Annotated in this window: 27 protein-coding genes and 1 pseudogene; 6 read left to right on the forward strand and 22 right to left on the reverse strand. The window is 69.8% G+C overall.

Annotated elements, in window-relative coordinates:
* Position 1: 1 nt before the first annotated feature.
* The 13 genes from ACIBQ1_RS44635 to ACIBQ1_RS44695 form a co-directional block, all read right to left on the reverse strand.
* Positions 2 to 1,117: a hypothetical protein gene (locus ACIBQ1_RS44635; protein ID WP_397287013.1), complete on the reverse strand. Its 1,116-nt coding sequence runs from the start codon at positions 1,115 to 1,117 to the stop codon at positions 2 to 4.
* Entirely contained in the window at positions 1,114 to 1,893 is a 780-nt protein-coding gene (locus tag ACIBQ1_RS44640) for a WecB/TagA/CpsF family glycosyltransferase (protein ID WP_397287015.1), read from the reverse strand. The genes ACIBQ1_RS44635 and ACIBQ1_RS44640 overlap by 4 nt, the downstream gene beginning before the upstream one ends.
* A gap of 52 nt (positions 1,894 to 1,945) precedes the next feature.
* On the reverse strand, positions 1,946 to 2,881 hold the full coding sequence (locus ACIBQ1_RS44645; protein ID WP_397287017.1) for an endonuclease/exonuclease/phosphatase family protein: 936 nt from the start codon (positions 2,879 to 2,881) through the stop codon (positions 1,946 to 1,948).
* An 8-nt stretch (positions 2,882 to 2,889) separates the two neighbouring features.
* Complete coding sequence (gene rfbD, locus ACIBQ1_RS44650; RefSeq protein ID WP_397287019.1) at positions 2,890 to 3,741, reverse strand: dTDP-4-dehydrorhamnose reductase; 852 nt, start codon at positions 3,739 to 3,741, stop codon at positions 2,890 to 2,892.
* Between the two features lie 25 nt (positions 3,742 to 3,766).
* Entirely contained in the window at positions 3,767 to 4,693 is a 927-nt protein-coding gene (gene rfbB / locus ACIBQ1_RS44655; RefSeq protein WP_397287021.1) for a dTDP-glucose 4,6-dehydratase, read from the reverse strand.
* A complete protein-coding gene (locus ACIBQ1_RS44660; protein ID WP_397287023.1) occupies positions 4,690 to 5,757 on the reverse strand; it encodes a glucose-1-phosphate thymidylyltransferase in 1,068 nt (355 codons plus the stop codon). Before ACIBQ1_RS44660 ends, rfbB begins: the two co-directional genes overlap by 4 nt.
* Positions 5,758 to 5,759: 2 nt before the next feature.
* Positions 5,760 to 7,214, reverse strand: a complete 1,455-nt coding sequence (locus ACIBQ1_RS44665) for a sugar transferase (protein WP_397287025.1) — start codon at positions 7,212 to 7,214, stop codon at positions 5,760 to 5,762.
* Positions 7,215 to 7,483: 269 nt separating this feature from the next.
* On the reverse strand, positions 7,484 to 7,834 hold the full coding sequence (locus ACIBQ1_RS44670; protein WP_355382402.1) for a hypothetical protein: 351 nt from the start codon (positions 7,832 to 7,834) through the stop codon (positions 7,484 to 7,486).
* A gap of 68 nt (positions 7,835 to 7,902) precedes the next feature.
* Complete coding sequence (locus ACIBQ1_RS44675) at positions 7,903 to 8,526, reverse strand: GntR family transcriptional regulator (RefSeq protein ID WP_397287027.1); 624 nt, start codon at positions 8,524 to 8,526, stop codon at positions 7,903 to 7,905.
* Complete coding sequence (locus ACIBQ1_RS44680; RefSeq protein WP_397287029.1) at positions 8,523 to 9,419, reverse strand: DMT family transporter; 897 nt, start codon at positions 9,417 to 9,419, stop codon at positions 8,523 to 8,525. The genes ACIBQ1_RS44675 and ACIBQ1_RS44680 overlap by 4 nt, the downstream gene beginning before the upstream one ends.
* A gap of 19 nt (positions 9,420 to 9,438) precedes the next feature.
* Positions 9,439 to 9,816: a hypothetical protein gene (locus ACIBQ1_RS44685; protein WP_397287031.1), complete on the reverse strand. Its 378-nt coding sequence runs from the start codon at positions 9,814 to 9,816 to the stop codon at positions 9,439 to 9,441.
* Between the two features lie 53 nt (positions 9,817 to 9,869).
* Positions 9,870 to 10,421, reverse strand: coding sequence for a GNAT family N-acetyltransferase (locus ACIBQ1_RS44690; RefSeq protein WP_397287033.1), 552 nt, complete (start codon positions 10,419 to 10,421; stop codon positions 9,870 to 9,872).
* Positions 10,422 to 10,456: 35 nt separating this feature from the next.
* Positions 10,457 to 10,792: an MmcQ/YjbR family DNA-binding protein gene (locus tag ACIBQ1_RS44695; RefSeq protein WP_397287253.1), complete on the reverse strand. Its 336-nt coding sequence runs from the start codon at positions 10,790 to 10,792 to the stop codon at positions 10,457 to 10,459.
* A gap of 100 nt (positions 10,793 to 10,892) precedes the next feature.
* Between ACIBQ1_RS44695 and ACIBQ1_RS44700 the strand changes: the two genes are divergently transcribed.
* Positions 10,893 to 11,522: a TetR/AcrR family transcriptional regulator gene (locus ACIBQ1_RS44700; RefSeq protein WP_397287035.1), complete on the forward strand. Its 630-nt coding sequence runs from the start codon at positions 10,893 to 10,895 to the stop codon at positions 11,520 to 11,522.
* On the opposite strand, the gene ACIBQ1_RS44705 is transcribed toward ACIBQ1_RS44700, so the two are convergent.
* From ACIBQ1_RS44705 to ACIBQ1_RS44720, 4 genes are all read right to left on the reverse strand, one after another.
* Complete coding sequence (locus ACIBQ1_RS44705) at positions 11,513 to 11,932, reverse strand: VOC family protein (protein ID WP_397287037.1); 420 nt, start codon at positions 11,930 to 11,932, stop codon at positions 11,513 to 11,515. The genes ACIBQ1_RS44700 and ACIBQ1_RS44705 overlap by 10 nt on opposite strands.
* Before the next feature lie 336 nt (positions 11,933 to 12,268).
* Positions 12,269 to 13,303 (reverse strand): ABC transporter substrate-binding protein, encoded by a 1,035-nt coding sequence (locus ACIBQ1_RS44710; RefSeq protein WP_397287039.1) that lies wholly within the window; start codon positions 13,301 to 13,303, stop codon positions 12,269 to 12,271.
* Between the two features lie 15 nt (positions 13,304 to 13,318).
* Positions 13,319 to 14,176 (reverse strand): ABC transporter permease, encoded by an 858-nt coding sequence (locus tag ACIBQ1_RS44715; RefSeq protein ID WP_397287041.1) that lies wholly within the window; start codon positions 14,174 to 14,176, stop codon positions 13,319 to 13,321.
* Positions 14,154 to 14,963 (reverse strand): ABC transporter ATP-binding protein, encoded by an 810-nt coding sequence (locus tag ACIBQ1_RS44720; protein WP_397287255.1) that lies wholly within the window; start codon positions 14,961 to 14,963, stop codon positions 14,154 to 14,156. The genes ACIBQ1_RS44715 and ACIBQ1_RS44720 overlap by 23 nt, the downstream gene beginning before the upstream one ends.
* Before the next feature lie 229 nt (positions 14,964 to 15,192).
* Here ACIBQ1_RS44720 and ACIBQ1_RS44725 point away from each other — a divergent pair, with 229 nt between their 5' ends.
* Positions 15,193 to 18,063 carry a BTAD domain-containing putative transcriptional regulator gene (locus ACIBQ1_RS44725; RefSeq protein WP_397287043.1) on the forward strand — a complete coding sequence of 957 codons (2,871 nt, stop codon included), beginning with the start codon at positions 15,193 to 15,195 and terminating at the stop codon, positions 18,061 to 18,063.
* Here the strand turns inward: ACIBQ1_RS44725 and ACIBQ1_RS44730 are convergent.
* The 3 genes from ACIBQ1_RS44730 to ACIBQ1_RS44740 form a co-directional block, all read right to left on the reverse strand.
* Positions 17,993 to 19,300 carry a cytochrome P450 gene (locus ACIBQ1_RS44730; protein ID WP_397287045.1) on the reverse strand — a complete coding sequence of 436 codons (1,308 nt, stop codon included), beginning with the start codon at positions 19,298 to 19,300 and terminating at the stop codon, positions 17,993 to 17,995. The two genes, ACIBQ1_RS44725 and ACIBQ1_RS44730, sit on opposite strands and share 71 nt — an antisense overlap.
* A gap of 304 nt (positions 19,301 to 19,604) precedes the next feature.
* Positions 19,605 to 20,039: a MarR family winged helix-turn-helix transcriptional regulator gene (locus ACIBQ1_RS44735; protein ID WP_397287047.1), complete on the reverse strand. Its 435-nt coding sequence runs from the start codon at positions 20,037 to 20,039 to the stop codon at positions 19,605 to 19,607.
* A gap of 4 nt (positions 20,040 to 20,043) precedes the next feature.
* Positions 20,044 to 20,460 (reverse strand): SRPBCC family protein, encoded by a 417-nt coding sequence (locus ACIBQ1_RS44740; RefSeq protein WP_397287049.1) that lies wholly within the window; start codon positions 20,458 to 20,460, stop codon positions 20,044 to 20,046.
* Between the two features lie 338 nt (positions 20,461 to 20,798).
* Here ACIBQ1_RS44740 and ACIBQ1_RS44745 point away from each other — a divergent pair, with 338 nt between their 5' ends.
* Positions 20,799 to 21,878: a hypothetical protein gene (locus tag ACIBQ1_RS44745; protein ID WP_397287051.1), complete on the forward strand. Its 1,080-nt coding sequence runs from the start codon at positions 20,799 to 20,801 to the stop codon at positions 21,876 to 21,878.
* Positions 21,856 to 22,698 (forward strand): hypothetical protein, encoded by an 843-nt coding sequence (locus ACIBQ1_RS44750; protein ID WP_397287053.1) that lies wholly within the window; start codon positions 21,856 to 21,858, stop codon positions 22,696 to 22,698. Before ACIBQ1_RS44745 ends, ACIBQ1_RS44750 begins: the two co-directional genes overlap by 23 nt.
* 135 nt (positions 22,699 to 22,833) lie before the next feature.
* Here ACIBQ1_RS44750 and ACIBQ1_RS44755 read toward each other — a convergent pair whose 3' ends face one another.
* On the reverse strand, positions 22,834 to 23,547 hold the full coding sequence (locus ACIBQ1_RS44755; protein WP_397287055.1) for a hypothetical protein: 714 nt from the start codon (positions 23,545 to 23,547) through the stop codon (positions 22,834 to 22,836).
* 60 nt (positions 23,548 to 23,607) lie between these two features.
* On the opposite strand from ACIBQ1_RS44755, the pseudogene ACIBQ1_RS44760 reads away from it, so the two are divergent.
* Positions 23,608 to 23,892 (forward strand): annotated as a pseudogene (locus ACIBQ1_RS44760) (MerR family transcriptional regulator); the annotation flags it as partial.
* A 273-nt stretch (positions 23,893 to 24,165) separates the two neighbouring features.
* Here the strand turns inward: ACIBQ1_RS44760 and ACIBQ1_RS44765 are convergent.
* Positions 24,166 to 24,411: a hypothetical protein gene (locus ACIBQ1_RS44765; protein ID WP_397287257.1), complete on the reverse strand. Its 246-nt coding sequence runs from the start codon at positions 24,409 to 24,411 to the stop codon at positions 24,166 to 24,168.
* On the opposite strand from ACIBQ1_RS44765, the gene ACIBQ1_RS44770 reads away from it, so the two are divergent.
* Complete coding sequence (locus ACIBQ1_RS44770) at positions 24,342 to 24,866, forward strand: hypothetical protein (RefSeq protein WP_397287267.1); 525 nt, start codon at positions 24,342 to 24,344, stop codon at positions 24,864 to 24,866. The genes ACIBQ1_RS44765 and ACIBQ1_RS44770 overlap by 70 nt on opposite strands.
* Positions 24,867 to 25,011 lie beyond the last annotated feature (145 nt).

A 25,011-nucleotide genomic window follows, 5' to 3' on the forward strand; every position in this document is an offset into this window, starting at 1 on the left:
GTCACGAGGGTTGTCCGCAAGTGGACAGCCACGCGTACAGCAACCACCCCAGCTCGTACGGCCGGCACTCCCGATCGACGGCGACCGGCGGATAGACCCGGTCCAGCACGCCGAGGCGCAGCCCAGGACGCACCCCGGTAGCCACCGCCCGCAGCCCGCGCACCAGCTTGCGCGGATCCGCCCTGGCTTCCTTGCGCCACGTCAGAGCCGGCTCGTCGAGCACGAAGGAGGGCCGCTCGATCATCCAGTCGAGCCCCTTGGAGATCTCCGCCACGTAGGCGGTGCCCCCCGCGTCGGCCAGGTCGAGCAGCGCCATCGGCCCCATCGACAGCTGATGGACGCTGTAGACCGGATATCCCTCGACCACCGACCCGGTGCGGGCGTCGTAATGCCACCACCACTCCCCCTGCGGGCCCTGCGCGTGGCAGATGCCCTCCGCCACCTGTTCGGCCGCGCGCAACGCCTCGGCGTCGCCGGTGGCGGCGTGCAGCCTGGCCAGCGCCTGCAGCGGGTAGACCTGGTCGGCGAAGCAGCCCACGTGGGCGCGGTACCGGGGGACCAGCGGCCCCTGCCCGAGCGCGTGCGGGTAGAGCCGGTTGCCCGCCAGCCCGCCCAGCAGCCGCTCGCGGGCGCGCTCGGCCCGGCCGTCGGTCACGCCGGCCGCGACCAGGGCGGCCAGCGCCCACGCCGCTTCGACGGTGTAGATCTGGGCGCCCGAGTCCAGCTCCGCGAGCCGGCTCAGCGCCAGGTCCAGATCGGCGTGCCCGGCCTCCGCGGCCGCCCAGGCGATCAGCGCGGCGTCGCCGGGCCCCGTCACCTCCGGCAGCCGTTTGACCAGGTTGCCCACCAGGTCGAGGAGGCTGTCACCGGCCAGGGCCGCCCGCTGCCGCTCCTCCGTCAGGCACCCCACGCCGAGCGCGACGATCGCCGAGTAGCGGACGCTGCGCCCTTCCGGCGCCGCCGTCCACGTCCCGTCGGCGTTCTGGCGGCCGCGGCGGGTGAACACGAACTCGCCGTCGGCATAGCCCGGCGGCAGCCCGCGCACGGACAGGTCCACCATGCCTGTCACGAAGTCCTGATGTCCGGAGCTCAGCAGAGCGATCCGGTGATCCGTCACGTCGTCTCCTCGATCCTGCGTTTGACACCGGCCCACTCCCGGACCACCAGGAGCAGGAATCTGCCGTTGGTCCGCACGTAGCGCGGGCCGAGCCGTAACGGCTCCTGCAGCATGCGGTAGAGCCATTCCAGGCCCAGGCGCTGCCAGCGCAGCGGCGCCCTGCGGGTGTGCCCGGCCAGCACGTCGAACGAGCCGCCCACGCCGTGGACGACGCGTGCCCGGGTGGTCTCGCCCCACTCGCGGATGAAGATCTCCTTCTTCGGCGAGGTGATGCCCAGGAACAGCAGGTCGGCCCGCGACTCGGCGATCTCGGCCGCGACCTCGGCGGAGTCCTCTATCGGGAAATATCCGTTACGCGAACCGGCGATGCCCAGCCCGGGGTAGCGCAGCCGTACCTCCGCCAGCACCCGGGCCAGCACCTCGTCGGTCGCGCCGAGGAAATAGGCGCGGTAGCCGCGCCGGCCTCCCTCGGCCATCAGCTCGGTGAACAGGTCGATGCCCGCCACCCGCTCGGGAAGCCGGTGGCCGAGCATCCGCGCGGCCCAGACCACGGACTGCCCGTCGGCGAGCACGAGATCGCTGTCGAGCACGGACTGCCGTAACGCGGCGTCCGTCCGCATGTTGACCACCTTGGCGGCGTTCACCACGCCGATGGTGAGCCTCCTCTTCTCCGAGACCGCCGCCACGCACCGCGCGATCACCTCGCGCATGGTGAGAGCGTCCAGTGTGGTGCCGAGTATCGATTTCCTGGAGACCCGCTCAGGCAACCTCGTCATCCATCCCCCTGGGTGTCCATGACATATCGGTTCCGGCTCCGGAAACGTGACATCACGGGAGGACCAGCTCGGTGAGCGTCGCGCGGTGGTCCGTCCGGGGCATCCGCACGGTCTGGAAGCTCCTGATCGCGATCCGGCGGTCGGCCAGCACGTGGTCGATCGCCACCTTCGGGAAGAACCGCGGCTGCTCGTAATAGGGCCAGGTCATGGAGAGCCCCTTGCCGGTGACGTCGGCGGCGTCCCGGTAGCCGGTGGCGATCAGATCGCGCAGCACCACATGGTCCAGGGTGGAGTTGAAGTCACCGGCCAGCACCCGCGGCCGCCCTCCCGCGGGTGGCAGCGCCCGGATGCTCGACGCCCAGCACGCCGTACGCCAGCCCTCTGAGGGCGCGCACGCGTGGACCGCGACGAGGTCCACCTCCCGCCCGCCCGGCAGGGTGACGACGGCGGGAAGGTGGCGCGGGCTCTCCTCGAAGGCCGGAGCCGCGATCGGCGCGTCCGCCGGCCGCAGCGGGTAGCGCGAGTAGATCGCCGCGCCCTGCGAGTTCTCCCCCGGCAGAACGATCTTGTACGGCAGCAGCCTGCCCAGCCCGAGCTCCTCCACCCGTTTCCGCATCAGGTCGGTGAACTCCAGCAGGTGCAGCACGTCCGGCCGATCGCGCTCGACCGCGTCGACCAGGTCGGGCGGCAGCACGGAGGAGTGCAGGAGGTTGACGGCCAGCACCCGCAGCACCGGACCGCCGGCGGGCGGGTTGCCCTCCGGGATCGCGCGCGGCAGCACGACGACCGCGAAGGCGCCGGTCACGACGAGCGCGGCCACCAGCAGCGCCCCGGAGCGCAGGAAGACCGCGAAGCCCAGCGGCACCAGCGCGAGGGCGGCCGCGTAGGGAGTGAACGACACCAGCTGCGACCAGACGAACTTCGGCTCCCACCCGCACAGGCGCAGGCCCACCCACCCGGCGAGGCCCGCCACCATGAGCCACAGCACCGAGTCCCCTAGACGACGCTGCACCGGCGTCCACGCGTCAGCACCGGCCAGGCCGCGTGCAGCGCGGCGTGCCAGTGCCGGATCGGCTCCCCCCGGGTGTGCGCGAGCACGCTGTAGGCCGGCCGCTTGGCCGGGCTGGGGAAGGCGGCGCTGGTCACGGGGCGCACGCGGTCCGGGTCCGCGCCGAGCAGCCGGAAGATCTCCTTGGCGAACCCGCACCAGGTGGTCTCGCCCCCGCTGGTGCCGTGGTAGACGCCCGGCGACAGATCCGACCGCGCCAGCCGTACGAGGTAGTCCGCCAGGTCGACCGCCCAGGTCGGCTGGCCGTGCTGGTCGTCCACCACGTCGACCGTGGGCCGCTCCCCCGCCAGCCGGATCATGGTCCGCGCGAAGTTCCCGCCGCCCGCGCCGTACAGCCAGGCGCTGCGCACCACGTAGTGCCCGTGCTCCAGCGCCGCGTGCTCGCCTTCGAGCTTGGTCCGCCCGTACGCGTTGATCGGCCCCGCCGGCGAGTCCTCCCGGTACGGCACCACGCTGTCCCCGTCGAAGACGTAGTCGGTGGAGACGTGCACCAGCCGCGCCCCCGCCAGGTCGCACGCCTCGGCCAGCCAGCGCACGGCGTGCCCGTTGACCGCCAGCGCCTCCGCCTCGTGCGACTCGGCGGCGTCCACCGCGGTCCAGCCGGCGCAGTTGATCACGACCCGCGGCTTGTAGGCCGACACGAAGTCACGCACCGCGCGCCTGTCGCACAGGTCGAGCTCGCGCCGGCCGAGCGCGAGCACCGGCTCCCCGGTCAGCGCCGCCCGGTCGAGGACGTCGGCGGCGAGCATGCCGCCGGCCCCCGTGATGAGCCATCTCATGGCGCCTCCCGGCACAACCGATCGGTCACGAGGTCCACCGGTCACGGTGCTCGGCGTACCAGCGGACGGTGTCCTTCAGCCCCTGGTCGAACGGGATCTCCGGCCGGTAGCCGAGCGCCCGCAGCTTCGAGTCGTCCATCGAGTACCTGCGGTCGTGGCCCTTGCGGTCCTCGACATACTCGACCGCGTCCCAGTCCCGGCCGCAGGCCTGGAGCAGGCGGCCGGTCAGCTCCTTGTTGGTCAGCTCGGCGGTGCCCGCGATGTTGTAGACCTCGCCCGGCCCGCCCTTCTCGGCGACCAGCCGGATGCCTGCGCAGTGGTCCTCGACGTGGATCCAGTCGCGGATGTTGCCGCCGTCGCCGTACAGGGGGACCTTCCGGCCGCGCATCAGGTTCATGAGGAACAGCGGGATGAGCTTCTCCGGGTACTGCCTCGGGCCGTAGTTGTTGCCGCACCTGGTGATCGAGACGTTCAGGCCGTAGGTGATCGCGTACGCGCGGGCGATCAGGTCGCCGCCGGCCTTCGACGCCGCGTACGGCGAGCGTGGCCGCAGCGGCGCGTCCTCGTCCCACGAGCCGATGTCGATCGACCCGTACACCTCGTCGGTCGACACCTGGACCACCTTCGGCACCCCGGCCTCCAGGCACGCCTGCAGGAGGGTCTGGGTGCCCAGCGCGTTGGTGCGCATGAACTCGGCCGCGCCCTCGATCGACCGGTCCACGTGCGACTCGGCCGCGAAGTTCACCACGAGGTCGTGGCCGGGGACGACGCTCTTGAGCAGCTTGGCGTCGCAGATGTCCCCTTCCACGAACTCGTGCCGCACTCCTTCGAGGTTGGCCCGGTTGCCGGCATACGTGAGCTTGTCCAGCACCGTGACGTACACATCGTGCAAATTGCGGACGTAGTGGGAGCCGATGAAGCCCGCACCGCCCGTCACCAGAATCCGGGTCATGAACTGATCTGTACCTTGCTGTGATCGCCCAGCACGAGACGATGGGCTTTGGGCGTGTTGGGCGCCGGGGTGACCTCGACGTCGTGGCCGATCAGCGACGACTCGATGCGGCCGACCCCGGCGATGGAAGCTCTGGGTAACACGATCGAATACTCGATCTCGCTGCCGGTGACGGCGCAGTCCGCGCCGATGGAGGTGAAGGGGCCGACATAGCTGTCGCGGATCCGCGCGCCCCTGCCGACGATCACCGGGCCGACGATCCTGGACCGCTCGACCACGGCCCCGTCCTCGACGACCACCCGGCCCACCAGCTCGCTGGCGCCGTCCACGTTCCCGCGCACCAGGGGCTCGACCGACTCCAGGACCAGCCGGTTGACCTCCAGCATGTCGGTGACGTTGCCGGTGTCCTTCCAGTAGCCGGAGATCACCGAGGACTCGACCCGCAGGCCCGCCTCGATCAGCCACTGGATCGCGTCGGTGATCTCCAGTTCGCCCCGCCACGACGGCTTGAGCTCGGCCACCGCGTCGTGGACGGCCGGGCTGAACAGGTAGACGCCGACCAGCGCCAGGTCGCTCTTGGGGCGCGCGGGTTTCTCCTCCAGGCCGATCACCCGGCCCGTGGCGTCGAGCTCGGCGACCCCGAACTGGCGCGGGTCGCCGACCCTGGTGAGCATGATCTGGGCGGCGGGCCGCTCGCGGGCGAACCTGTCCACCAGGTCGTTGATGCCGCCCACGACGAAGTTGTCGCCCAGGTACATGACGAAGTCCTCGTCGCCCAGGAACTCCCTGGCGATCAGCACGCCGTGCGCGAGCCCGAGCGGCGCTTCCTGCCTCAGGTACGTGACCTGCAGCCCGAAGGCCGAGCCGTCCCCCACGGCCGACTCGATCTCCGCGTGGGTGTCGCCGACCACCAGGCCGAGCTCCCTGATCCCCGCCGCCGCGATTGCCTCCAGCCCGTAGAAGAGGACCGGTTTGTTCGCGACCGGCACCAGTTGCTTGGCCGAGGTGTGCGTGATGGGCCGGAGCCGTGTGCCCGACCCGCCGGCGAGCACGAGTGCTTTCACCGCTAGTAAGCCCCTTCTCCACGGGTGACGACGGACCAGGTCTTCCAGAGGATCTGCAGGTCGAGGATGAGCGACCAGTTCTCGACGTACCGCAGGTCGAGGCGTACGGACTCCTCCCACGTCAGGTTGGAGCGGCCGCTGACCTGCCAGAGCCCGGTCATGCCCGGCTTGACGACCAGGCGGCGGCGGACGTCGGCGCCGTACTTGCCCACCTCCTCCGGCAGCGGCGGGCGGGGGCCGACCAGGGACATCTCGCCCCGGAGCACGTTCAGCAGCTGGGGGAGCTCGTCGAGCGAGTATTTCCGCAGGAAAGCGCCTACCCGAGTGATTCTTGGATCGTTCCTAATCTTGAAGAGCACGCCGTCGAACTCGTTGGCGTCAAGGAGTGCGCTCTTGAGCCGCTCCGCATCAACCACCATCGTACGAAATTTCACTACACGGAACTCTTTGCCGCCTTTGCCGACCCTGGTCTGGTGGAACAGCGCGGGCCCCGCGCTGGTCAGGCGGATCATCAGCGCGATCACCAGCAGCGGCAGCGCCAGGAGCAGCAGGGCGGCCGCCGCGACCAGGCGGTCGAACACGGTCTTCGCGACCTGCTTGGTGCCGTCGAACTCGGGATGCTCCAGGTGCAGGAGCGGCATCCCCGCGACCGGCCTGATGCTGATGCGCGGCCCGGCCACGTCCATGAGCGCGGGGGCCACGAAGAGGTCGGTACGCGCGGTCTCCAGGCTCCAGGCCAGCCGGCGCAGCGCGGCCCCGTCCAGTTCCGGGCAGGCCAGCACGGCCACGGCGTCGGCCTGCTCGCGCTCGACCACCGCGGCGACGTCGCCGAAGGAGCCGAGCACGGGGATGCCGTCCAGGTCGACGTCCATCGCGCTGTCCGGAAGGCAGGCTCCCACCACCCGCATTCCGTGGTGCGGCTGCCGCCTGAACTGCATCACCAGGTCGAGGATCGACTCCCGGTGCCCGACCGCGATCACCTGGCGCATGTAGTCGCCCACCGCTCTCCTTCGGTGGAGACGTTTGCGCATCCGGTAGCGGAAGTACAGCGTGGACAGCAACGCCAGCGGCAGCATCGCCATCACGAAACTACGGGCGACCGCGGTCTGCGTCGCGTAGGCCAGGATGGCGACCGTCGCCATCAGGCCGATACCGCCGTTGAAGACGGCCTTGAACTCGTCCGTTCCCTCGCCGTTGGCGCGCTGGCGGTACGCGCCGCCCATCATGAGCGCGACGGGCCAGGCGACGATCAGGCCGAGTCCGAGCATGAACTCGACCCACGGAATGAACACCCCGGCGATGAGCCGGATGCTCAGCACGCATGCGCATGCCAGCAGCGCGCATGTCGTGTCCCCGCCTAACAGGAGCCGTAGGTACGCGCGCGTCCAGATGCTCGACGCGCGGCGTGGCACGGCCCCGAGGAGCACGACAGCGGACTCCCCAGTCCCCACCCTCATAGCACCACCCTGACTCACTCGGTGCACTGCGATAACAGGACGTTCCTTGAACCACATGGGTTGACATGTCCCACGCACAATCAAGGGCGGCGGCCCCCACTAAAGATTAAAGATCGATTCCAGCAGGGGGAATAACGTCCAATGTCCACAATCGGACGAGGGCTCAGCAGTCCGAGGGCTTGACGGAACGATCCATAAGTGCAGCGAACGCGCGGGGAAAATGTGCGGTTTACGGTGGCATTTCGGCAGGTTGCTGCCAAATGAAGCGGCTAGTCGTACTCCAGGTCCGGCAATGCGGACGGCGGGTCAGGACTGCGCCAGACGACCACAACCCCGTCATGCGCGGAGTCGGCGGCCAGGGCCAGCCGATCGAGGTCGAAGTCCGGCAGATAGCGCAGCCGCGCCAGGAAAGTGGCGTCCGTGGCCGAACGCGGCACGACACAGCCCTCGCCGTCTCGATCGAGCAGGATGTAGAGGACGTCTTCCCCGGCTTCGGTGACGACACGGACCTCCACCACGTCCTCCCAGGCGAGAGCCTCGACGCTACCGTCCGCGTAGTGACGAGTGACGCCCTCTTCCGTGACATACACGTAGGAGTCCGGCATCGGATTGCCGTGCATGGGCGCGATTCTTGCGAGTTCAGGGGCTGTCCCGCAAGGGTTCGCGCACAATGGTGCGGCTGACCCGCTCAGTGGCCGCCCCAGGAGTGGCTGAGATGCGCCGCCACGGCCGCCCTGGCCGCGTCCTGCGGGCCGTCGGCGATGGCGTCGAGCAGCTCGCGATGCTCGCGTACCAGGACGTCCCGGTCCGTGTAGACCTCCCGGAGCCGCACCAGCCCGAGCCGCGTCTCCGCCGCCAGGACGCCGTAGAGCCGTTCGAGCCGGGGGCTCCCCACGGCCTCGATCAGCGCCTGGTGCATCGCCATGTGCTCGGCCACGCTCTCCGACCAGGGCGCGCCGGCGGGCAGGGCCGCCATCCGGTGCAGGGCGGCCTCCGCCCCCGGCACCCGCCGACCGGCCACGGCCTGCGCCATCAGGTCTTCGAGCGGCCTGCGCACGTACATCAGGTCGTCGAGGTCCGAAAGCGTCACCTCAGGGACATAGGCACTGCGGTTGCGCTCGCGCCTCAGCAGCCCCTCGTGGACGAGGCTCGCCAGCGCCTCCCGCACGGTCGGGCGGGCGACGCCGTACGAGGCGGCGATCTCCTGCTCGGGCAGCGGGGTGCCGGGCGGGATCTCGCCGGAGAGCACCCTGCCGCGCAGGGCGTCGGCGAGCGCGCCGACGGTGGAGACGGGTCTGAGCGGCAACGTCACGGCTGCGACTCTAGCTCCCTTTCCGGCACGACCTCCCGGTCTCGGGCGGTCGCCTTCTCCGGGACGGCCACGGCCACCAGGCTCAGCGCGAGGAGGGCCAGGCCCGCGATCGAGATCGGGGCCAGCCGCTCGCCGAGCACCACCAGGCCGAGCAGCGCCGCGACGGCCGGCTCCGCCAGGGCCAGCGTGGCGGCCGTGGCCACCGGCGTGGTCCGCAGGCCCCGCCCGTACAGGAAGTAGGACAGGGCCGTGGTGCCCAGGCCCAGGTAGACGACGGCGAGCAGCCCGCGCGGCTCGCCCGGCCAGGCGACCCCCTGCACCAGCAGGACGGGCAGCATGATCAGCGCCGCGCCCCCGAACATCACCCCCATCACCGCGTTCGACTCGGCCCCGCGGCCGATCGCCCGCGCGGCCATGACCGCGTAGAAGGCGTAGAGCAGGCCGCCGAGCAGCGCGAACAGCACCCCCGAGACCGTCTGCCCGCCTGCCTCGATGCCGCCGCCCACGATGAGCGCGGCGCACCCGCAGACGGCCGCCGAGGTCGCCATGACCCAGCGCCCGCTCGGCCGCCGGCCGTGGAGGACCCAGGACAGCAGCCCCGTGAAGACGGGCCCGCTCCCGATCGCCACCACGGTCCCGATGGCGACCCCCGTGCGGCCCACGGCGGCGAAGAAACAGAGCTGGTACGCGGCCACCGCGACGGCGGCCAGCAGCAGGCTCGGCCTGATCGCCTTCCTGATGCCGGCCCCGGCCACGAGCGCGAGCGCCGCACCCCCGATGACCAGCCGCGCGGCGGCCAGCGCGACGGAGTCGGCGGAGACGAGCAGTCCTGCCGTCCCGGCCGTGCCCCAGAGCACGGAGGCAGCGACGACGGCGAGCGGTCCATTCCTCATGCCCGCCATTGTCTGACAACTAAACAATTTCGTCCAGTTGCTGGTCGATCAGCCGTCCCGCCGGGGCCACCACCTCCCCCGCGTAGTCGTCCAGCACGGCCAAGGCGTCGTGGACGCTCGGCACGCTCTTGCGCGGGAGCTCGAACAGCGTCTCGTCCTCCGCGGTGATCGACCCTTCGATGTGGAAGGCGCCGCCGAAGGCGGCGATGGAGACCTCGAAACGGACCTCGCGACCGTCGGGCAGCGTGAGGTTGACGCCGACGCGGGCACCCGCGGGCGGGAGGAAATAGGAGAAAGGCTCGCTTCTGGCGAAGGGGTGACGTAATTCCGCGAGCATCCCTGACGCCCGGCTCAGGGCCTCAAGCAGACCGGCCGCGGCCAGACTCTCGCTGTCCACCAAGAAAGGGTAGATCAGTGGGCCATCAGGTGGCCACCTACCGCTCATCGGGGTCAGCCGTGCGTGACGGTCCACGTGACGGCCACCGGGCCGGGGAGGTCGGCGACCGGCGGGTCGGTGGCCAGGCGGGCGTGGCGCTCGACGTCGTATCGGACGCCCTCGTGGCGGAGCCCGCCCCGCTCGATGCCCTCCAGCCGGAACCCGGCCTTGGTGGCGACCCGGCACGACGCCGGATTGTTCGTGCGGTGCCCCAGCTCCAGCCGGTGGAGGCCCAGCTCGCCGAAGGCCCACCGGGCCAGCTCCGCGGTGGCCGCCGCGGCGATGCCCCGCCCTCTGGCCTCGGGCACGACCCAGTAGGACACCCAGCCGTTGTCGTGCTCGTCGAGGCGGGACACCGCGACGTTTCCGACCACCTGCTCACCCGCGGGGCCCTCGACCGTGACGGCGAACGCGTGGCCCACCCCCTGCCAGGCGGCGATCCACCCGGAGGCGTCCTTGAGCGTGACGACGGGCCAGGGCGCCTGCGTCCGGAGGTCCGGTGCCCGGAAGGCCCTCAGCACGACCGGAGCGTCGTCCGCGCGCCACTCCCGCAGTCGAACGTGCACAGCGCCCACAATGCCCGAGATTACCCGTAATGCACCTATAAGGCGCCCTGCCCGATTTCATGGGCGGCCTCGAACTCGGCCACCATCGCCTTCGGCGCGGTCAGGCACCAGGCCTCGGCCACCAGCTCGAACAGCTCGTCGGGGTCGATCCTGTCGAGGTGCACCACCACCCAGCCGAACCGCCCGGCCGTGAACTGCACCTCGAACACCTCGGGCCGCTCGGCCACCAGCGCGATCTGCTCCTCGATCGTGGCCTTCAGCCCGACGGTCTCGGTCGCCTCCCACAGGTAGCCGAAGCCCTTGTCACGAACCTTGAGGCCGATCCACTCGCCGCCGTGACTCATGCGGACCCCGGGCAGCTCGTCCAGCATCTTGAGGAACTCATCGACGGTCACACCCATGCCCGTCTGTGTACCAAACCCGACCGACACTTCCAACCGCGGTGTCCCGCTAACGTGAGGCGGAGGAGGGATGCCGGTGGCCGACACACGTACCAAACTGCTCGAAGCCGCGCTGGAGACGCTCAAGGAGCACGGCATCGCCGGCGTCTCGGCCCGTACGATCGCCGCGGCGGCGGGCGTCAACCAGGCCCTCGTCTTCTACCACTTCGGCAGCGTCGGCGGGCTCCTCGCGGCCGCCTGCGAGCACGGCTCCCGGCAGCGCATCGCCCTCTACCGCGCCCGCTTCGCCGCCGTCACCACCCTCCGCGAGCTCCTCGACCTCGGCCGCGCGCTGCACGCGGAGGAACGTGCGGAAGGCTCCGTCGCCGCCCTGGCCCAGGTCCTCGCGGGCGGCCAGACCGACCCCGAACTCGCGCCGGCCACCACCACGGGCCTCAACCTGTGGATCGAGGAGGTCGAGCAGGCGCTGGGGAGGGTGCTGGCGAAGTCGTCGCTGGCGGAGTTCGTGGACGTGACGGGGCTGGCCAAGGCCACGGCGGCGGCGTTCGTGGGCCTGGAGCTCTACGAAGGCGTGGACCCGGACGGCGCGAACCAGGCGTTCGACGCCCTGGAGAGCCTGGCGGGCCTGGTGACGGCCCTGGAGGACATGGGCCCTCTCGTACGCCGCGCCGCCCGGGCCAAGCTGCGCCGTCACTCGTAGTAGCGGACCTCCAGCACGTTGCCGTCAGGGTCGGGGAAGTACATCGTCTCGGGGGCGATGCCCTGCGCGCCGAAGGAGTTGACGCCGGAGCCCGTGATCTCGACCCCGTGCTGCTTCAGCCGGACCTGCAGCTCGTCGAAATCCTCCTTTCCGACGGCCAGGCAGAAGTGGTTGATCGGATGCCCGGCGCTCCCTTTGACCCCGGTGCTTTCGTCCACGCCCATGGAGGCGTCGTACGTCATCAGGTCGAGGATGGTCTCGGTCGAGATCCGCACGCTCGGAAAGGCCGCCTTTCCCTCGCGAAACGCCTCGGCCCGCACCCCGGGCAGGCCGATAACCTGCTCGTAGAAATGCAGGGAATGGAGCTGGTCGGAGACCCAGCAGACGAGATGGTCGAGCCGCACGTCCATGCATACCTCCGCTTTTCTGCCGCCCGAATCCCCCTGTCCACCTGCGGGTCCAAGGTTGGACGGTGATTCAGCGGCCGACACCGGCCGGCGCCGTACTCATTTCATAATGAAAGATCCGGATGACAGCGAAGTAAACTCCGCAGGTCGGGCGGAGACCTCGCCGCGCCAATGGAGAAGGCACCTCAATACGCATCGGCACCTTTCCCCGCAGGCCGCGGGCGCTGCGCGCAGAAGTGGATTCGATCGGGGATCGCGCGGGTGATCAGCTGCCGGCCAGGGATCGGAAGCACGGGCGGAGCACCTCGGCGATCTCGTCCGGCGAGGCGCCGCCGACCGTCACCTGGCCGCGAGGAACTCGTTGGTGAAGGTCCTGCTCAGGTCGATCTTCGCACCGGCGACCTCCGGGTTGAACCGCTTGAGCACCCCGTGGACGGCCTCGGCACCATCCATGTGGATGGTCCCGTCAGGGGAGAACGCGGCCTTGGCCCGCTCGATCGCGTGCACGTAGACCTCCGCGTCACCCGCCGCGTACTCCGCGGGCATCTTCGCGGCGATCTCCTGCGGCGAATGCCGCTGAACCCACGCCAGCGTGCGCGTGATCGCCCGGGCGAGCCTGGCGGCCGTCTCCTTGTTCTTCCCGACCCAGTCCGAGGTCGAGTACAGGACGGCGGCGGGGTAGGTGGACACCCCGAACTCCTGCTCCACACCCCGCACGGTGCGCGTGTCACTCAGCACGCGCACCTTGTCGGCGCCGGCGCGCTTCTGCAGGAACGAGAAGGCCGGGTCGATCATGACGGCGGCGTCGACCTTGCCGTTCTCCATCGCGGCGACCGCGGTGGCCTCGCCGCCGACCCCTTGCACGGCGGCGTCATCGGCCTTGAGGCCGTGCTTGACCAGCAAATACTTCAGGAAGAAGTCCGTCGACGACCCCGGAGCGGTCACGCCCACGGTCGCGCCCTTCAGGTCGCCGATCGACCGGATGTCCCTGGTGGTCCTCGGCGAGACCGCGAGCACCAGGGACGGATAGCGCAGCATGTTGACGAAGGCCGTGAGCTCCCGCCGCTTGGCCTGCATCTGGATGGTGTGGTCGTAGAACCCGCTGACCACGTCGACGCTGCCCCCTTGCAGGGCCTGCAGAGCCTTCGAGCCGCCCTGCAGGTCCTCGATCCGCACGTCGAGCCCCTCGGCCTGGTAGTAGCCCAGTTGCCGGGCCAGAGTCGTGGGCAGGTAGACGAGCAGGGACTGGCCGCCGATGCCGATGGTCACCCTGCCTGCGCTTCCTTCACCGCCGCCGCAGGCGCTCTGAGCGAGAGCCAGGACGCTCGCGACCGCCCCGATGAGCAGCCTGCGTGACCACGGCCAGGAGTGCATGGTTCCTCCAAAGGATCAGACTGCGACGTCGGGCTTCCAGCGGAGCAGGTGGCGCTCGATGCGGTGCACGGCCAGGTCCAGCAGGAGCACCACGGCGGAGAGCACGACCATGCCCGCGAACACGCCGGTGGTGTCGAAGACGCCCTCCGCCTGCGAGATCAGGTATCCCATGCCGCGCGAGGAGCCGAGATACTCGCCGACGACGGCGCCGACGATGGCGAACCCGACACTCACGTGCAGGCTGGAGAAGATCCACGTCAGCGCGCTCGGCAGGAAGACGTGCCGGATCAGCTGCCGCTCCTTCGCGCCGAGCATTCGCGCGTTGTCGACGAGGACGGAGCTCACGTCCCGTACGCCCTGGTAGGTGTTGAAGAAGACGATGAAGAAGACGAGCGTGACGCCGAAGGCGACCTTCGACCAGATGCCCAGGCCGAACCAGAGCAGGAAGATCGGTGCCAGCACGACGCGCGGGAGCGCGTTCAGCATCTTGATGTAAGGATCGAGGATGTCGGCGAGCAGCGTGACCCGGGCGAGCAGGAATCCGCCGCCGAGCCCGAGGGCGGCGCCGATCAGCAGCGCCAACGACGCCTCGACGAGCGTGACCCGCAGATGCTCAAGGATCTCGCCGTCCGCGAACCAGTCACGGACCCGGAGCGCGATGTCCGACGGCCGGCTGAAGTAGAACGGGTCGATCACCCGCAGCCGGACCAGCAGCTCCCACAGGGCCACGACCACCACGCCCAGGAGGGTCTGGGCCCCGCGCACGACGAGGGCACGCCGGCGCACCCGCTTCCGGAACCCGGGCGCGACCCGCGCGGCGATCTCCCGGCCGCCCTCGTCGACCGCGGATTCAGCCGCGGACGGTGCGTTCATAGCCCTTCATCACCTCTTCCCGGAGGTCGGCCCAGACGTGGGCGTACGCCTCGGTGAATTCCGGCCGCGTACGGATGTTCATGAGGTCGCGGGGACGCGGCAGATCGATGGGGTAGCGGCCGATGATGCGGCTCCCCGGACCGGCCGAGAGGAGCACGACCTCGTCCGACAGCGACACCGCCTCGTCGAGGTCGTGAGTCACGAAGACGACGGTCTTCCCCGACCCCGTCCACAGCGCGAGCAGCTCGCTCTCCATGATCTGGCGGGTCTGCACGTCGAGAGCGCCGAACGGCTCGTCCATCAGCAGGATGTCGGGGTCGGCGATCCACGTCTGAGCGACGGCGGCGCGCTTGCGCATGCCTCCTGACAGCTGGTGCGGATAGGCGCGTTCGAAGCCGGACAACCCGACCCGCCGCAGCCACTCCGCGGCCCTTCGCGCGCGCTCGGCCGGGGCGACCCCGCGCAACTGCAGCCCGAACGCGACGTTGTCCAGCACCGTCTTCCACGGAAGCAGCGCGTCCTGCTGGAACATGTAGCCCGCGTGCGCGTTGAGACCGCTCAGCCGTTGACCGGCGATCCGGACCTCTCCCCCGCTCACCCTCAAGAGTCCGGCGGCCACGTTGAGAATCGTCGACTTGCCACACCCCGTCGGCCCCACCACGGACACGAACCGGCCGGCTGGGACAGCCAGGTCGATGTCCCGTACCGCGGTGTATTCCGTGCCGTCGTTGGCCCGGTACGCCACGGACACTCCTGCCAGCTCCACGGCCGGGGAGCCACCTGCCATCCGCACCGCCCCTCTCTTCATGGGGCCGTGAACGCGCGCGGTACGGCCGACCCTCAACTCCGCCAGTTGACAAGCATTCCCGCCTACATTCCACAACAGCAGTCAAGAATCGCCAAGTGGCGCGGACGACCCGGCGAGCCCACCTGATCGCCAAGGAAGGATGATCAAGTCTCGACTATCCTGACAAATGCCCCTCCGTCCGGTTCGGCAGCTCAGCTGGAGGTCGCCGGTGCGTTCTGAAGGTCGTACGCGGGCCGGATTCCGCGTTCTCGGGCCGGTGGAGCTCCAGACCGAAAGCGGGAACCTCGTCCTGACCGGCAAACAGGGGGCGTTGCTGACGATCCTGCTGCTGAGCGCCAACCGCGTGGTGTCGGTCCAGCGGCTGGCGGAGGCATTGTGGGGCGCGCCGCTGCCCAGTTCGCCTTCTTCCCGGGTCAGGATGCTGATCTCCGACCTCAGGAAGACGTGCGTCGCCGCGGGGGACAATCTGATCCGCACGCAGCGGCCCGGGTACGTCGTGCGGCTGGCGCCCGACCAGCTCGACCTGGCCACGTTCCTCGACTGCGTGGCGCGGGCCCGCCAGGCCGCGGCCGGCGGCGACCTGGAGACCGCGGTGACCCGCTACGACGAGGCGCTGGGCCTTTGGCACGGGGCGCCGCTGGTGGGGATCGACGGCTCCTTCGTCCAGGCGGAGGTGGCCAGGCTCGAAGAGTTGCGGCTGGAAGCGGTGGAGGGGCGGGGCTCGGCCCTGCTCGCGATGGGCCGGCACGCCGAAGCCATCACCGCGTTCACCGCCGCCGTCACGGATCATCCCCTGCGCGAGGCGGCGCACGGGCAGCTCATGCTCGCCCTGCACCGGAGCGGCAGGCGGGCCGACGCGCTGGCGATCTACCGCAGGCTACGGCAGCGGATCACCGAGGAGCTGGGGCTGGAGCCCGAACGTGAGCTGCAACGGCTCCACCAGCGGATCCTCACCTCGGACCCCATGCTCGAACCCCCGGACACCGCGCAGGAGACCTCCGAGGCCGCATCGGGGGTGGCCCCGCCGGTGCCCCGCCAGTTACCTGCTCCGCCCCCGCACTTCGTCGGCCGCGAGCGCGAGCGCGCCGAACTGGACCGCCTCGCCCGCGACCGGACCGGCAAGGGCGTGGCCATCGCCGCCATCAGCGGCACCGGCGGAATGGGGAAGACCTCGCTGGCCCTGCACTGGGCGCACGACAACCTCGGCCTCTTCCCCGACGGCCAGCTCCATGTCAACCTGCACGGGTTCGACCCGACCAGCGACCCCCTGCCGGCTCAGGTGGCGCTGCGCCACTTCCTCGGCTCCCTCGGCGTCCCGGCGGCGGCCGTCCCCACCGGGGAGCAGGCCCAGACCGGGCTCTACCGCTCGCTGGTCGCGGGCCGCCGCCTGCTCGTCGTCCTCGACAACGCCCGCGACACGGCACAGGTCGAACCGCTGCTCCCCGGCAGCCCCAGCTGCGTCGTCGTGATCACCAGCCGGAACCTCCTCCCGGGCCTGATCGCCACCCACGGTGTGAGCCTGATCGGGCTGGACCCGCTCACGCCCGATGAGACGCGCCGCCTGCTCGGCCACCACCTGGGTGCGGCGAGGATCGACGCGGATCCCGACAGCGCGGCCGTCCTCGTGGAGCACAGCGGCGGCCTCCCCCTGGCCATCAGCGTGCTCACCGCGCGCGCCGCCATGCACCCGGGCTTCCCCCTGTCCGTCCTCGCCGGGGAGCTGAGCAGCCCCGCCACCCGCCTCGACGCCCTGCGGACCGGCGACCTGAACACCGACCTCCGGGCCGCGTTCACCTCCTCGTACGAGGCGCTCCACCCCGCCACCGCCCGGCTGTTCGCGCTCCTGGGACTGGCGCCGTGGCCGGACGTCAGCCTGCGCTCGGCCGCCGCGCTCGCCGGCCTGCCCGCCTCCCGCACCAGGGTGGCGCTGGAGCACCTCGAAGCCGCCAACCTGGTCCACCAGCACCGTCCGGGGCGCTACCGCACGCATGACCTGGTCCGGCTCTACGCCGCCGAACGCGCGCGGTCCGATCGGCCCGAGCACGAGCGGGTAGAAGCGCTGACCCGCCTGGTCGGCTCCTACGTGCACACCGCCCGCGCCGGCGAACGGCTGCTGAACCCCAACCGTCCGCTGGCCGAGCGGATCTCCGCCGAGCCCGTGGAGGACGAGTTCGAGGACGCCGCGTCGGCCTGGGCCTGGTTCGAGGACGAGCAGCCCAGCCTCATCGCCGTACAACGGCTCGCCGTGCGGCTGGGCATGGACGCGGCCGTCTGGCGGCTGGCCTGGGCCACGGACACGTACCACAAGCGGTGCCAGCACGAGCAGCGCATCCAGTCCTGGGAGACGGCCCTGGCCGCCGCCGAACGACTGGGAGACCCGGGCACCCGGGCCCTCGCCCACTGGTATCTGGGGTACGCCTACGCGCAGGACTCCCGGGCCGCCGACGGCCTGGAACATCTGCTGCTCGCGTACAAGCTGTTCGAGCAGGAGGAGGACCTCGCCGGGCAGGCGCACACCAGCCACACCCTCGGGTTCGCCTGGCTCGCGCAGGGCGAACCCGAGCGCGCGATCCCGCACGTGGAGAACGCCCTGCGCCTCCAGCGGGAGCTCCGGGACCCCCTCTGGGAGGCCAACGCGCTCAGCGCCGCCGGCTGGTGCCACGCCAAGCTCGGCCGGTACCCGAAGGCGCGGTCGTACTGCGAGCAGGCTCTGGAGCTGTTCCGGAAGCACGAGGACCTGAACGGCGAGTCCGCCACGCTCGACAGCCTCGGCTACATCGCCCACTGGGAGCGCCGGCACGACCAGGCACTCGGCTACTACGGCCGATGCCTCGAACTGCGCGAGAGACTCGGCAACGCCTATCAGGGCGCCGACACCCTCGCCCGCATCGGCGACGTCCACCACGAGATGGGGCAGCCCGCCGCCGCCCGCGACGCCTGGCAGCGGGCGCTCGACCTCTATCACAAGCAGCACCGCGTGGCCGAAGCCGAGAAGGTCCAGCAGAAGATCAGGCGCCTTGCCGTACGGCCCGCCGCTCCAGCCGGACCCTCAAGTCCCGCGGCACCAGCAGACCGCTGAAGTCGGGCACGATCGCCGCCTCGTGCGACGGCGTGATGCTCATGCCGCTGACCAGCCAGGACGTCGCCAACGTCAGCTGCATCATGCCGAGCTGGGTCCCCACGCACACCCGCGGCCCGGCGCCGAAAGGCAGATAGGTGTGCCTGACGGGCACGGCACGCGGATCCAGCCACCGCTCCGGCAGCAGTCGGTCCGGGTCGGACCACCAGCGCGGATCGCGATGCAGCCGATACAGGCTGAACAGCACCTGGTCCCCCGTCTTGAGCCGCCACCCGTCGAGCTCGGTCTCCCGGCGTACGGTCCGGCCGATCAGCCAGGTCGGCGGCCACAGCCTGAGCACCTCCTTGACGAACGCCTCCGTGTAGGGCAGGTCCCCCATGACCGGGACCTCGCCGGCCGAAGCGGCCTCCTCCTCCAGCCGGGCCAGGACATCCGGCCGTGTGCTGAGCTCGTACACGATCCAGGTGAGCGCGGCGGCCGGGACGCCCAGGGCGGCGAGCATGATGCCGCGCAGGAACCGCTCGATCTGCAGGTCGGACAGCTGCCGACCGCCCGCGGGTCCCTCGTCTCCCTCGTCTCCCGCGGCGTTCGAGGCGCCCGCGGCATTCGAGGCGCCCGCGGCGAGGAGCACGCCGAGGAGATCCTCGGCGGAGGAGTCTCCGGCGGTACGACGACGGCGCACGATGTCGGCCATGAGCGTCAGGAGTCGCTTGCGGGAGCGGGCGAAGCGCCGCACCTTGCGCGACGGCCACCACGGCGGGAGCTGCAGCGAGTCGCGCGACAGGGGATCGATGGCCGCGACGTTCTCGGCCAGCGTCTCCGGCACGCCTGCCGCGTCGGCGCTCAGGCAGAAGTCGGCGGTCGCCCGGCCGAAGAAATCCGCCATCGTGGGGAGCACGTCCGTCTCCCCGTCACCGACCGTCCCGAGGAAGATCTCACGCAACCGTTCGGCGTGCGCCTGCGCCACCCTCCTGTGCAAACCCTGCCAGCCCGCGCGGCGGGTCGTGGTCCACAGCTCGGCGTCGGCCGCCATCTGCTCGGTGTCCACGCTTCCCGCCAGCGGCGAGTTCTCGGCCAGGAAGTCGCCGTTGGTCCTGGTGAGCAACGCATGCACCTGATCCGGTGAGGACACCACGATGGTGCGGGCGTCGAACGAGAAGATGTCCCCGTATTCACGGTGACACCGTTCCAGGAAAGCGTACCTGTCCCGGTCGTACTCCTCGGTGTTGCCGAACAACCAGTGCCCTCGGGGCCCGGGCGGGCGCTCCGAACCAGCTGCATGCGTCACTCGTCGGCCCTCGGATCCTTAGTTGAAGAAGTTCCAGTAGGTGTACATGCCTCCCATGCGAACCCGGCCCACGAGGCGGACGGCTGCGTGTCGGATGTGCTTCATGCGTAACCTCCGTAGCGCGACTGACGTCACTGACCACGATCGATCACGGGGCGCATGATCTCCGCATGAAAACCGCCTGCCACAGCAGACACCCTTGTGCTCCTGTGTCAGCGGCGTACGCGATCACGTTCAACAGTGGCCCTGCGGGTCAGCGGTGGCCACCTTCGGCGAGCAGCCGCAGGGTCGACAGGAGAACGGCCCGATCGGGCACGATCTCGAAGAACCTCGCGTCCACTGCCTCCACGACCGCGACAGCCCTCTGCGCCAGCTCCGCCCCGCGCTCGGTGACCCGCAGCCGCTTCGCCCGGGTGTCGACAGGGTCCACCTGACGCTCGATCAGCCCCTTCGCCTCCAGCTTGCGGAGCACCTGAGAGGTCATCTTCACGTCGGTGCCCGCGTGCCGGGCGAGGGCGAGCTGGTTGGGGTCGTCCCCATGGGAGTTCAGCCACCACGCGCTGGCCAGCAGCACGAACTGCACGTGGGTGAGGTCGAGCGGCGCGAGAGCCGCGACGACGTCGCGCTGCCAGCGCAGCGTGACGTGCCACAGCAGGAAACCAGGGCTCTGTTCGGGCTTGGAGGCCACCCGCTTACGCCTCCGCCCGCCGCACCAGGGCGGCGAGGACGTCCGGGAAGTCCGCGGTGATCGCCGGCCCGATTTCGGGACCGATCTGCCCGGCCGCCGGACCGGTGATCTCGGTGCGGTAGACGATCCGGGCGCCCCCGCCCTCTACCGGCTCCAGCCGATGGACGGTCCGTACGACGAACTCGCCGCCGTCCATCTCGTCAGTGAACAGCTCTCCGGGCACGATCTCCACCAGGCGCATCCGGATCGGCTCATCACCGGGCGGAACCATCGTGAACGTCGTGCCGACCGCGAAGGGCCCGTCGACCTCGATCTTCGCGATCCCGTCGTTCCACTCGGGCCATGCGGCCATGTCCGACCAGTGCCGCCACACCGTCCCGGCGTCGGCGCCGGTCTCCACGCTGTACTCGTACTCCCACACAGCGTCCTCCCCACTTCGAAATTAACCTGCGAGGAGATTATCTGTGCGCAGTCTATCTACGCAATCCGAATCCCCATGTAGCGAGAGTCACTGCCCCTGAGACTCTGCCGGCCACGCGACCCTCTCCGAGAGCCTCACTCACTCGCCGGCAGGCGCGATGCCGGCCGGACACCCCGCCCGATCCCGCAGTAGCCGTCCGGGCTCTTGAACAAATACTGCTGGTGGCTGCAGAGGCGTCGTGCCAACAACCACAGCGGCGGTTTGTTCGGGAAATCCCCTACCTCCGTCCGCGACGGAGGTAGGGTTTTTCCCGAACATCAAAGGACTGGAGAGCACCGATGGAGGCGAAGCCACAGCCTCAGAACAAGGCTGAAGTTCTGATGGCCGGGATGGGCGTGCTGGGTGACCGGTTGCCGATCGGGTGGGACATCCAACCGCTGAGCCACAGGCCGCCCGATGCCCGCTTCGACGCCCTCTGGAAGGTGACGGCACCGGACGGAACCTCGGTCGTGCTGGTCGTCGAAGCCAAGCGCGTGGTGGAAAGACGCGACACCGCTACGCTGCTTCAGCAACTAGCCGCCCAGGCGGAAGAGCTTCCAGGCAGCCGTGGGGTTGTCGTCTCCAGATACCTGTCGCCGCCCGTGCGCAAGCGACTCTCCGATGCCGGCCTGTCCTACATAGACGCGACAGGGAACATAAACCTGAACGTCCCTCGGCCCGGTCTGTACGTTGCGGACCGAGGGGCCGACCATGATCCGTGGCGCGGTCCTGGAAGACCGCGCGGAACGTTGAAGGGCGCTCCTGCGGCGAAGGTCGTGCGCGCGCTGTTGGACCATGACAGATCGTGGGCGATCCGCGAACTCGTCACTGTCGCCGACGTTTCTACCGGGTCGACCTATCGGGTGATCGAGTTCCTCGAAAGCGAGGAACTGGCAACGCGGAACAGTTCCGGCGCGGTCGTGGTCTCCGACTGGGCCGCACTGCTGAGGCGTTGGAGCGAGGACTACGGGTTCGTACGGAACAGTCGTGTCACACGCTGGATAGCGCCAAGAGGCCTGTCGAACCTCATGCAGCGGGCGTCCGAAAATCCCACGCAGTACGTCGTGACCGGGACCCTGGCCGCGGCCACCTGGGCCCCCCACGCTCCCGCCCGCTCCGCGATGATCTACACGGCGGACGCTCGGCACACCGCGCAACTCTGGGGTCTTCGCCCTGCCGATGCCGGAGCGAATGTGATGTTGGCGGAGCCGGAAACCGACGTCGTCTTCACCCGCGCCCTTACCGACGCCTCCGGTCTCACGATCGCAGCACCGTCCCAGGTCGCCGTCGATTTGATGACGGGCCCTGGGCGAAGCCCTTCTGAAGCCGAAGAACTCATCGAATGGATGACGCGACATGAATCCTCCTGGCGTCGATAGTGGCGACATCCTCGTCCGATCTCGATCCGCGCTTCTTGATGCATTGGCTGCGCTGGATGCCCATCGCGACGCTGTGATCGTGATCGGGGCACAGGCCATCTACCTGCGCACTGCGGGAAGTTCTGTCGCGCTCGCCGAGACGACGAAGGACAGCGATCTCGCACTCGACCCCAGGATTCTGGAGGACGAACCACTCCTGGAACGGTCCATGAGCCGCGCGGGGTTCTACCGTGACCCCATCGACGGACAGCCCGGCGCATGGCTGAACCCCGAGGGCCTCCCGGTCGATCTGATGGTGCCCGAGGGCCTTGCAGGAGCAGGTACGAGAAACACGCGGGGAGCCCGCATTCCACCACATGATCGCCGTGCGACCCGGCGCGCCCGCGGCCTCGAAGCTGCGGTCATCGACAACACGGTCATGGACGTCACCGCCCTTGACCCGGACGATGCCCGCGCCTATCGAGTCAGAGTCGCCGGGCCCGCGGCCTTGCTGGTGGCCAAGCTCCACAAGATCGCAGAACGAGTTTCGGTTCCCCACCGGCTGAATGACAAGGACGCACACGACACGTACCGCATCCTGGTCGACGCCGACACCGCAGAGCTGGCCGCCACCTTCAGACTCCTGTCTCGTGAGCCCATCAGCAGCGAGGTCACAACCCAGGCCATCGAACACTTGGCCACACTGTTCGCGGTGGGACCGGACGCGCTCGGCTCGAGGATGGCCGGACGCGCAGAAGAGGGAATCGGCGAACCCGAGACGGTTGCCTTGGCAACGTCCTCCCTCGCCGATGATCTCGTGAGGGCCTTGGAGCGCGCTTGAGTTCCTCCAATCGCCCCGCAGAGGGTCCGACCTCAACCTTGGGGCCGGACCCTCTGCACTGACGAAGTGCTGTCTCATGCTCCGCGCACGCCAGCGAGACCTTTCACGGCAACTGATTCATTCCGGTGCTTCACTTCAGGCAGGAGATCGAGGCTCGGACCGGTGATCAAGAGCAGCGACAACCGCATGCTGCCTGCGCAGATACCGCCAGCCCAGGACCCCGTACCAGATCATGACGGGCATGTGGAGCGCATACCCGAGCTGCTCCTGTGCCCCCGTAGGGCCGTCGGTCCCGGTCGTCCACGGAAGCACGACCGCGGCCAGGCCCACAAGTGCGGCGATCATGCCGGTGGCACGAAGCCCGGCGGGCATCGGGATGCCCACCGCGCCGGCGGCGGTGGCGGCGACCCACAGCAACCCGGCCAGATTGACTGCCCATTTGGCGGTGAGCAGGACGGCCAGGACCGCTGTGGCGGCCTCCGGGGTGGGCGGGCGGGCGGCCAACTGGGTCAGTGCCAGGTTTCCGGCGTCATGAAGCAGGCCGGCCAGCCCGGCGCCGGCCAGCAGGCCACCGGCCAGCGTCACCAGATACGGTCTTGACGTCTCGGCCGGGCGAGCGGCCATCACGAGCCCGGCCGCGGTCAGTGCCAGCCAGCCCAGCACGTCGAAGGCCAGCTCGGTCAAGTGCAGCCCGGCCTGCTCGCTCACCGCGTCCAGCGCGGCGCGGGGGTCGGACGGGCTCAGGGTCAACCCCGATGGCACCGCGATGGCCGTACCGGCGATCATGGCTACCAGCGCGGTCAACAACAGCGCACCGGTGAGCCGGCGCCGAGGGTTCGGATCAGTCATGACCGTGACGGTAGAACCCTGACGCAGGGACAAGGTCAACCTGCCAGGAGAGGGGACGCCATGTGGCGGATCGGGCAACTGGCGCGCATGGTCGGCGTATCCGAACGGACCCTGCGCCACTACGACAAGATCGGGCTGCTGGTTCCCGCCGCGGTCGACCGTACCACCGGCTACCGCTGGTACGGCGTGGCCGAGCTGTCCCGGCTCGAACGCATCCGCGGACTGCGGCGCCTCGGCCTGCCGTTGCGCCAGATCGCCGATCTGCTGGACGCTCCCGAGACACAGCTGCGGCAGGCGCTGACCGAGATCGTGGCGAACATCAGGCGTGACATCGCCACGCTGACCGCGACCGCAGCTCACGCCGAGGACCACCTCGCCGTGCCCATGTCGATCCTGCCGCAACAGACCGCAGTGGACTCGCGTCGACTACGCGTCCGCCGCATGCGCCTCAAGCATCCCGCCGAACTGGCCGCCGTCTGCCCGGCGCCACCGGCGGCCCTGTTGACCTGGCTCCGCGGGCAACCGACGGGCGGCTTCGCCGCCGCGGTGACCACCGACGGCGCCGGCGAGCAGTTGTTCCTACCTGCCCGCACCGTCGTACGAGCCGTCGTTCCACCCTCAGCAGAGGTAGTCCGCGCCGGGCAGGACCTGTTCGGCTGGCTGCACCGCCACCGCCTGGCTGTCACCGGTCCCACAGTGGAAGAACACCTCATCGACGCCGACGGCGCTCACGCCGTCGTCCTTGAGGTAGCCGTGAACCCGCGGGGGAGCTGAGGCGCGGTCACGCACGGCCCATGTCGTACATACCGGCAGTGTCGGCACGGTGCCTCCTCCTTCGAAACGGGCCACTGCTGACTGCGTCATGTCAGCCGCACGAGCCAGCTCACTCTGGCGCCACCCACGAGATTCCCGCATCGTCGTACTGCCCGGCCGAGTTCGAAGGCGAGACGAGCCGCATCGTATGCCTCGGCCGCCCCGGGCTCGGACAGTCGTCGGTCACGGAGATCAGCCCAATCGGTCCGCTCGGTCATCACCACTCCTCGTCCACCGAGGACGGCGGGCCGCGCCCGCGCCGGGCCGCCTCCGCGCGGCTGGATCTGGCGCTGGCCCTGCTTGCCACGGACGAGCAGGGTGAGGCTGGCCACGCCGCTCTCCAGGCGGTGATGAGTGGCTTGCTCGTGCCGTCGAACTACTGGCGGGCGAAAGAGGTCATCGCGGACGTCGAGGAGCATGGCCTGCCCGAAGCAGTCGAACTTCGCGAGGTCTACCTGGAGTTGTATGGCCCGCCGAAACCTCCGCGACCGCAGATCGGCGCATAAATGCGAGACACGCGCCGCTGGACCTCCAGTCGGCCGGGACCCATTCGCGCGTTCAGAGACGAACTCGCAACCAGCCGACTGGGATGAGTGGATTTTGAGCTATAGATGATCTTGTCGGTCTTCGGTCGTCGTCAGACCTGTCGGA

It is taken from the genome of Nonomuraea sp. NPDC050153 (genome assembly GCF_044460125.1).
In the GTDB taxonomy this organism is placed as follows: Bacteria; Actinomycetota; Actinomycetes; order Streptosporangiales; family Streptosporangiaceae; genus Nonomuraea.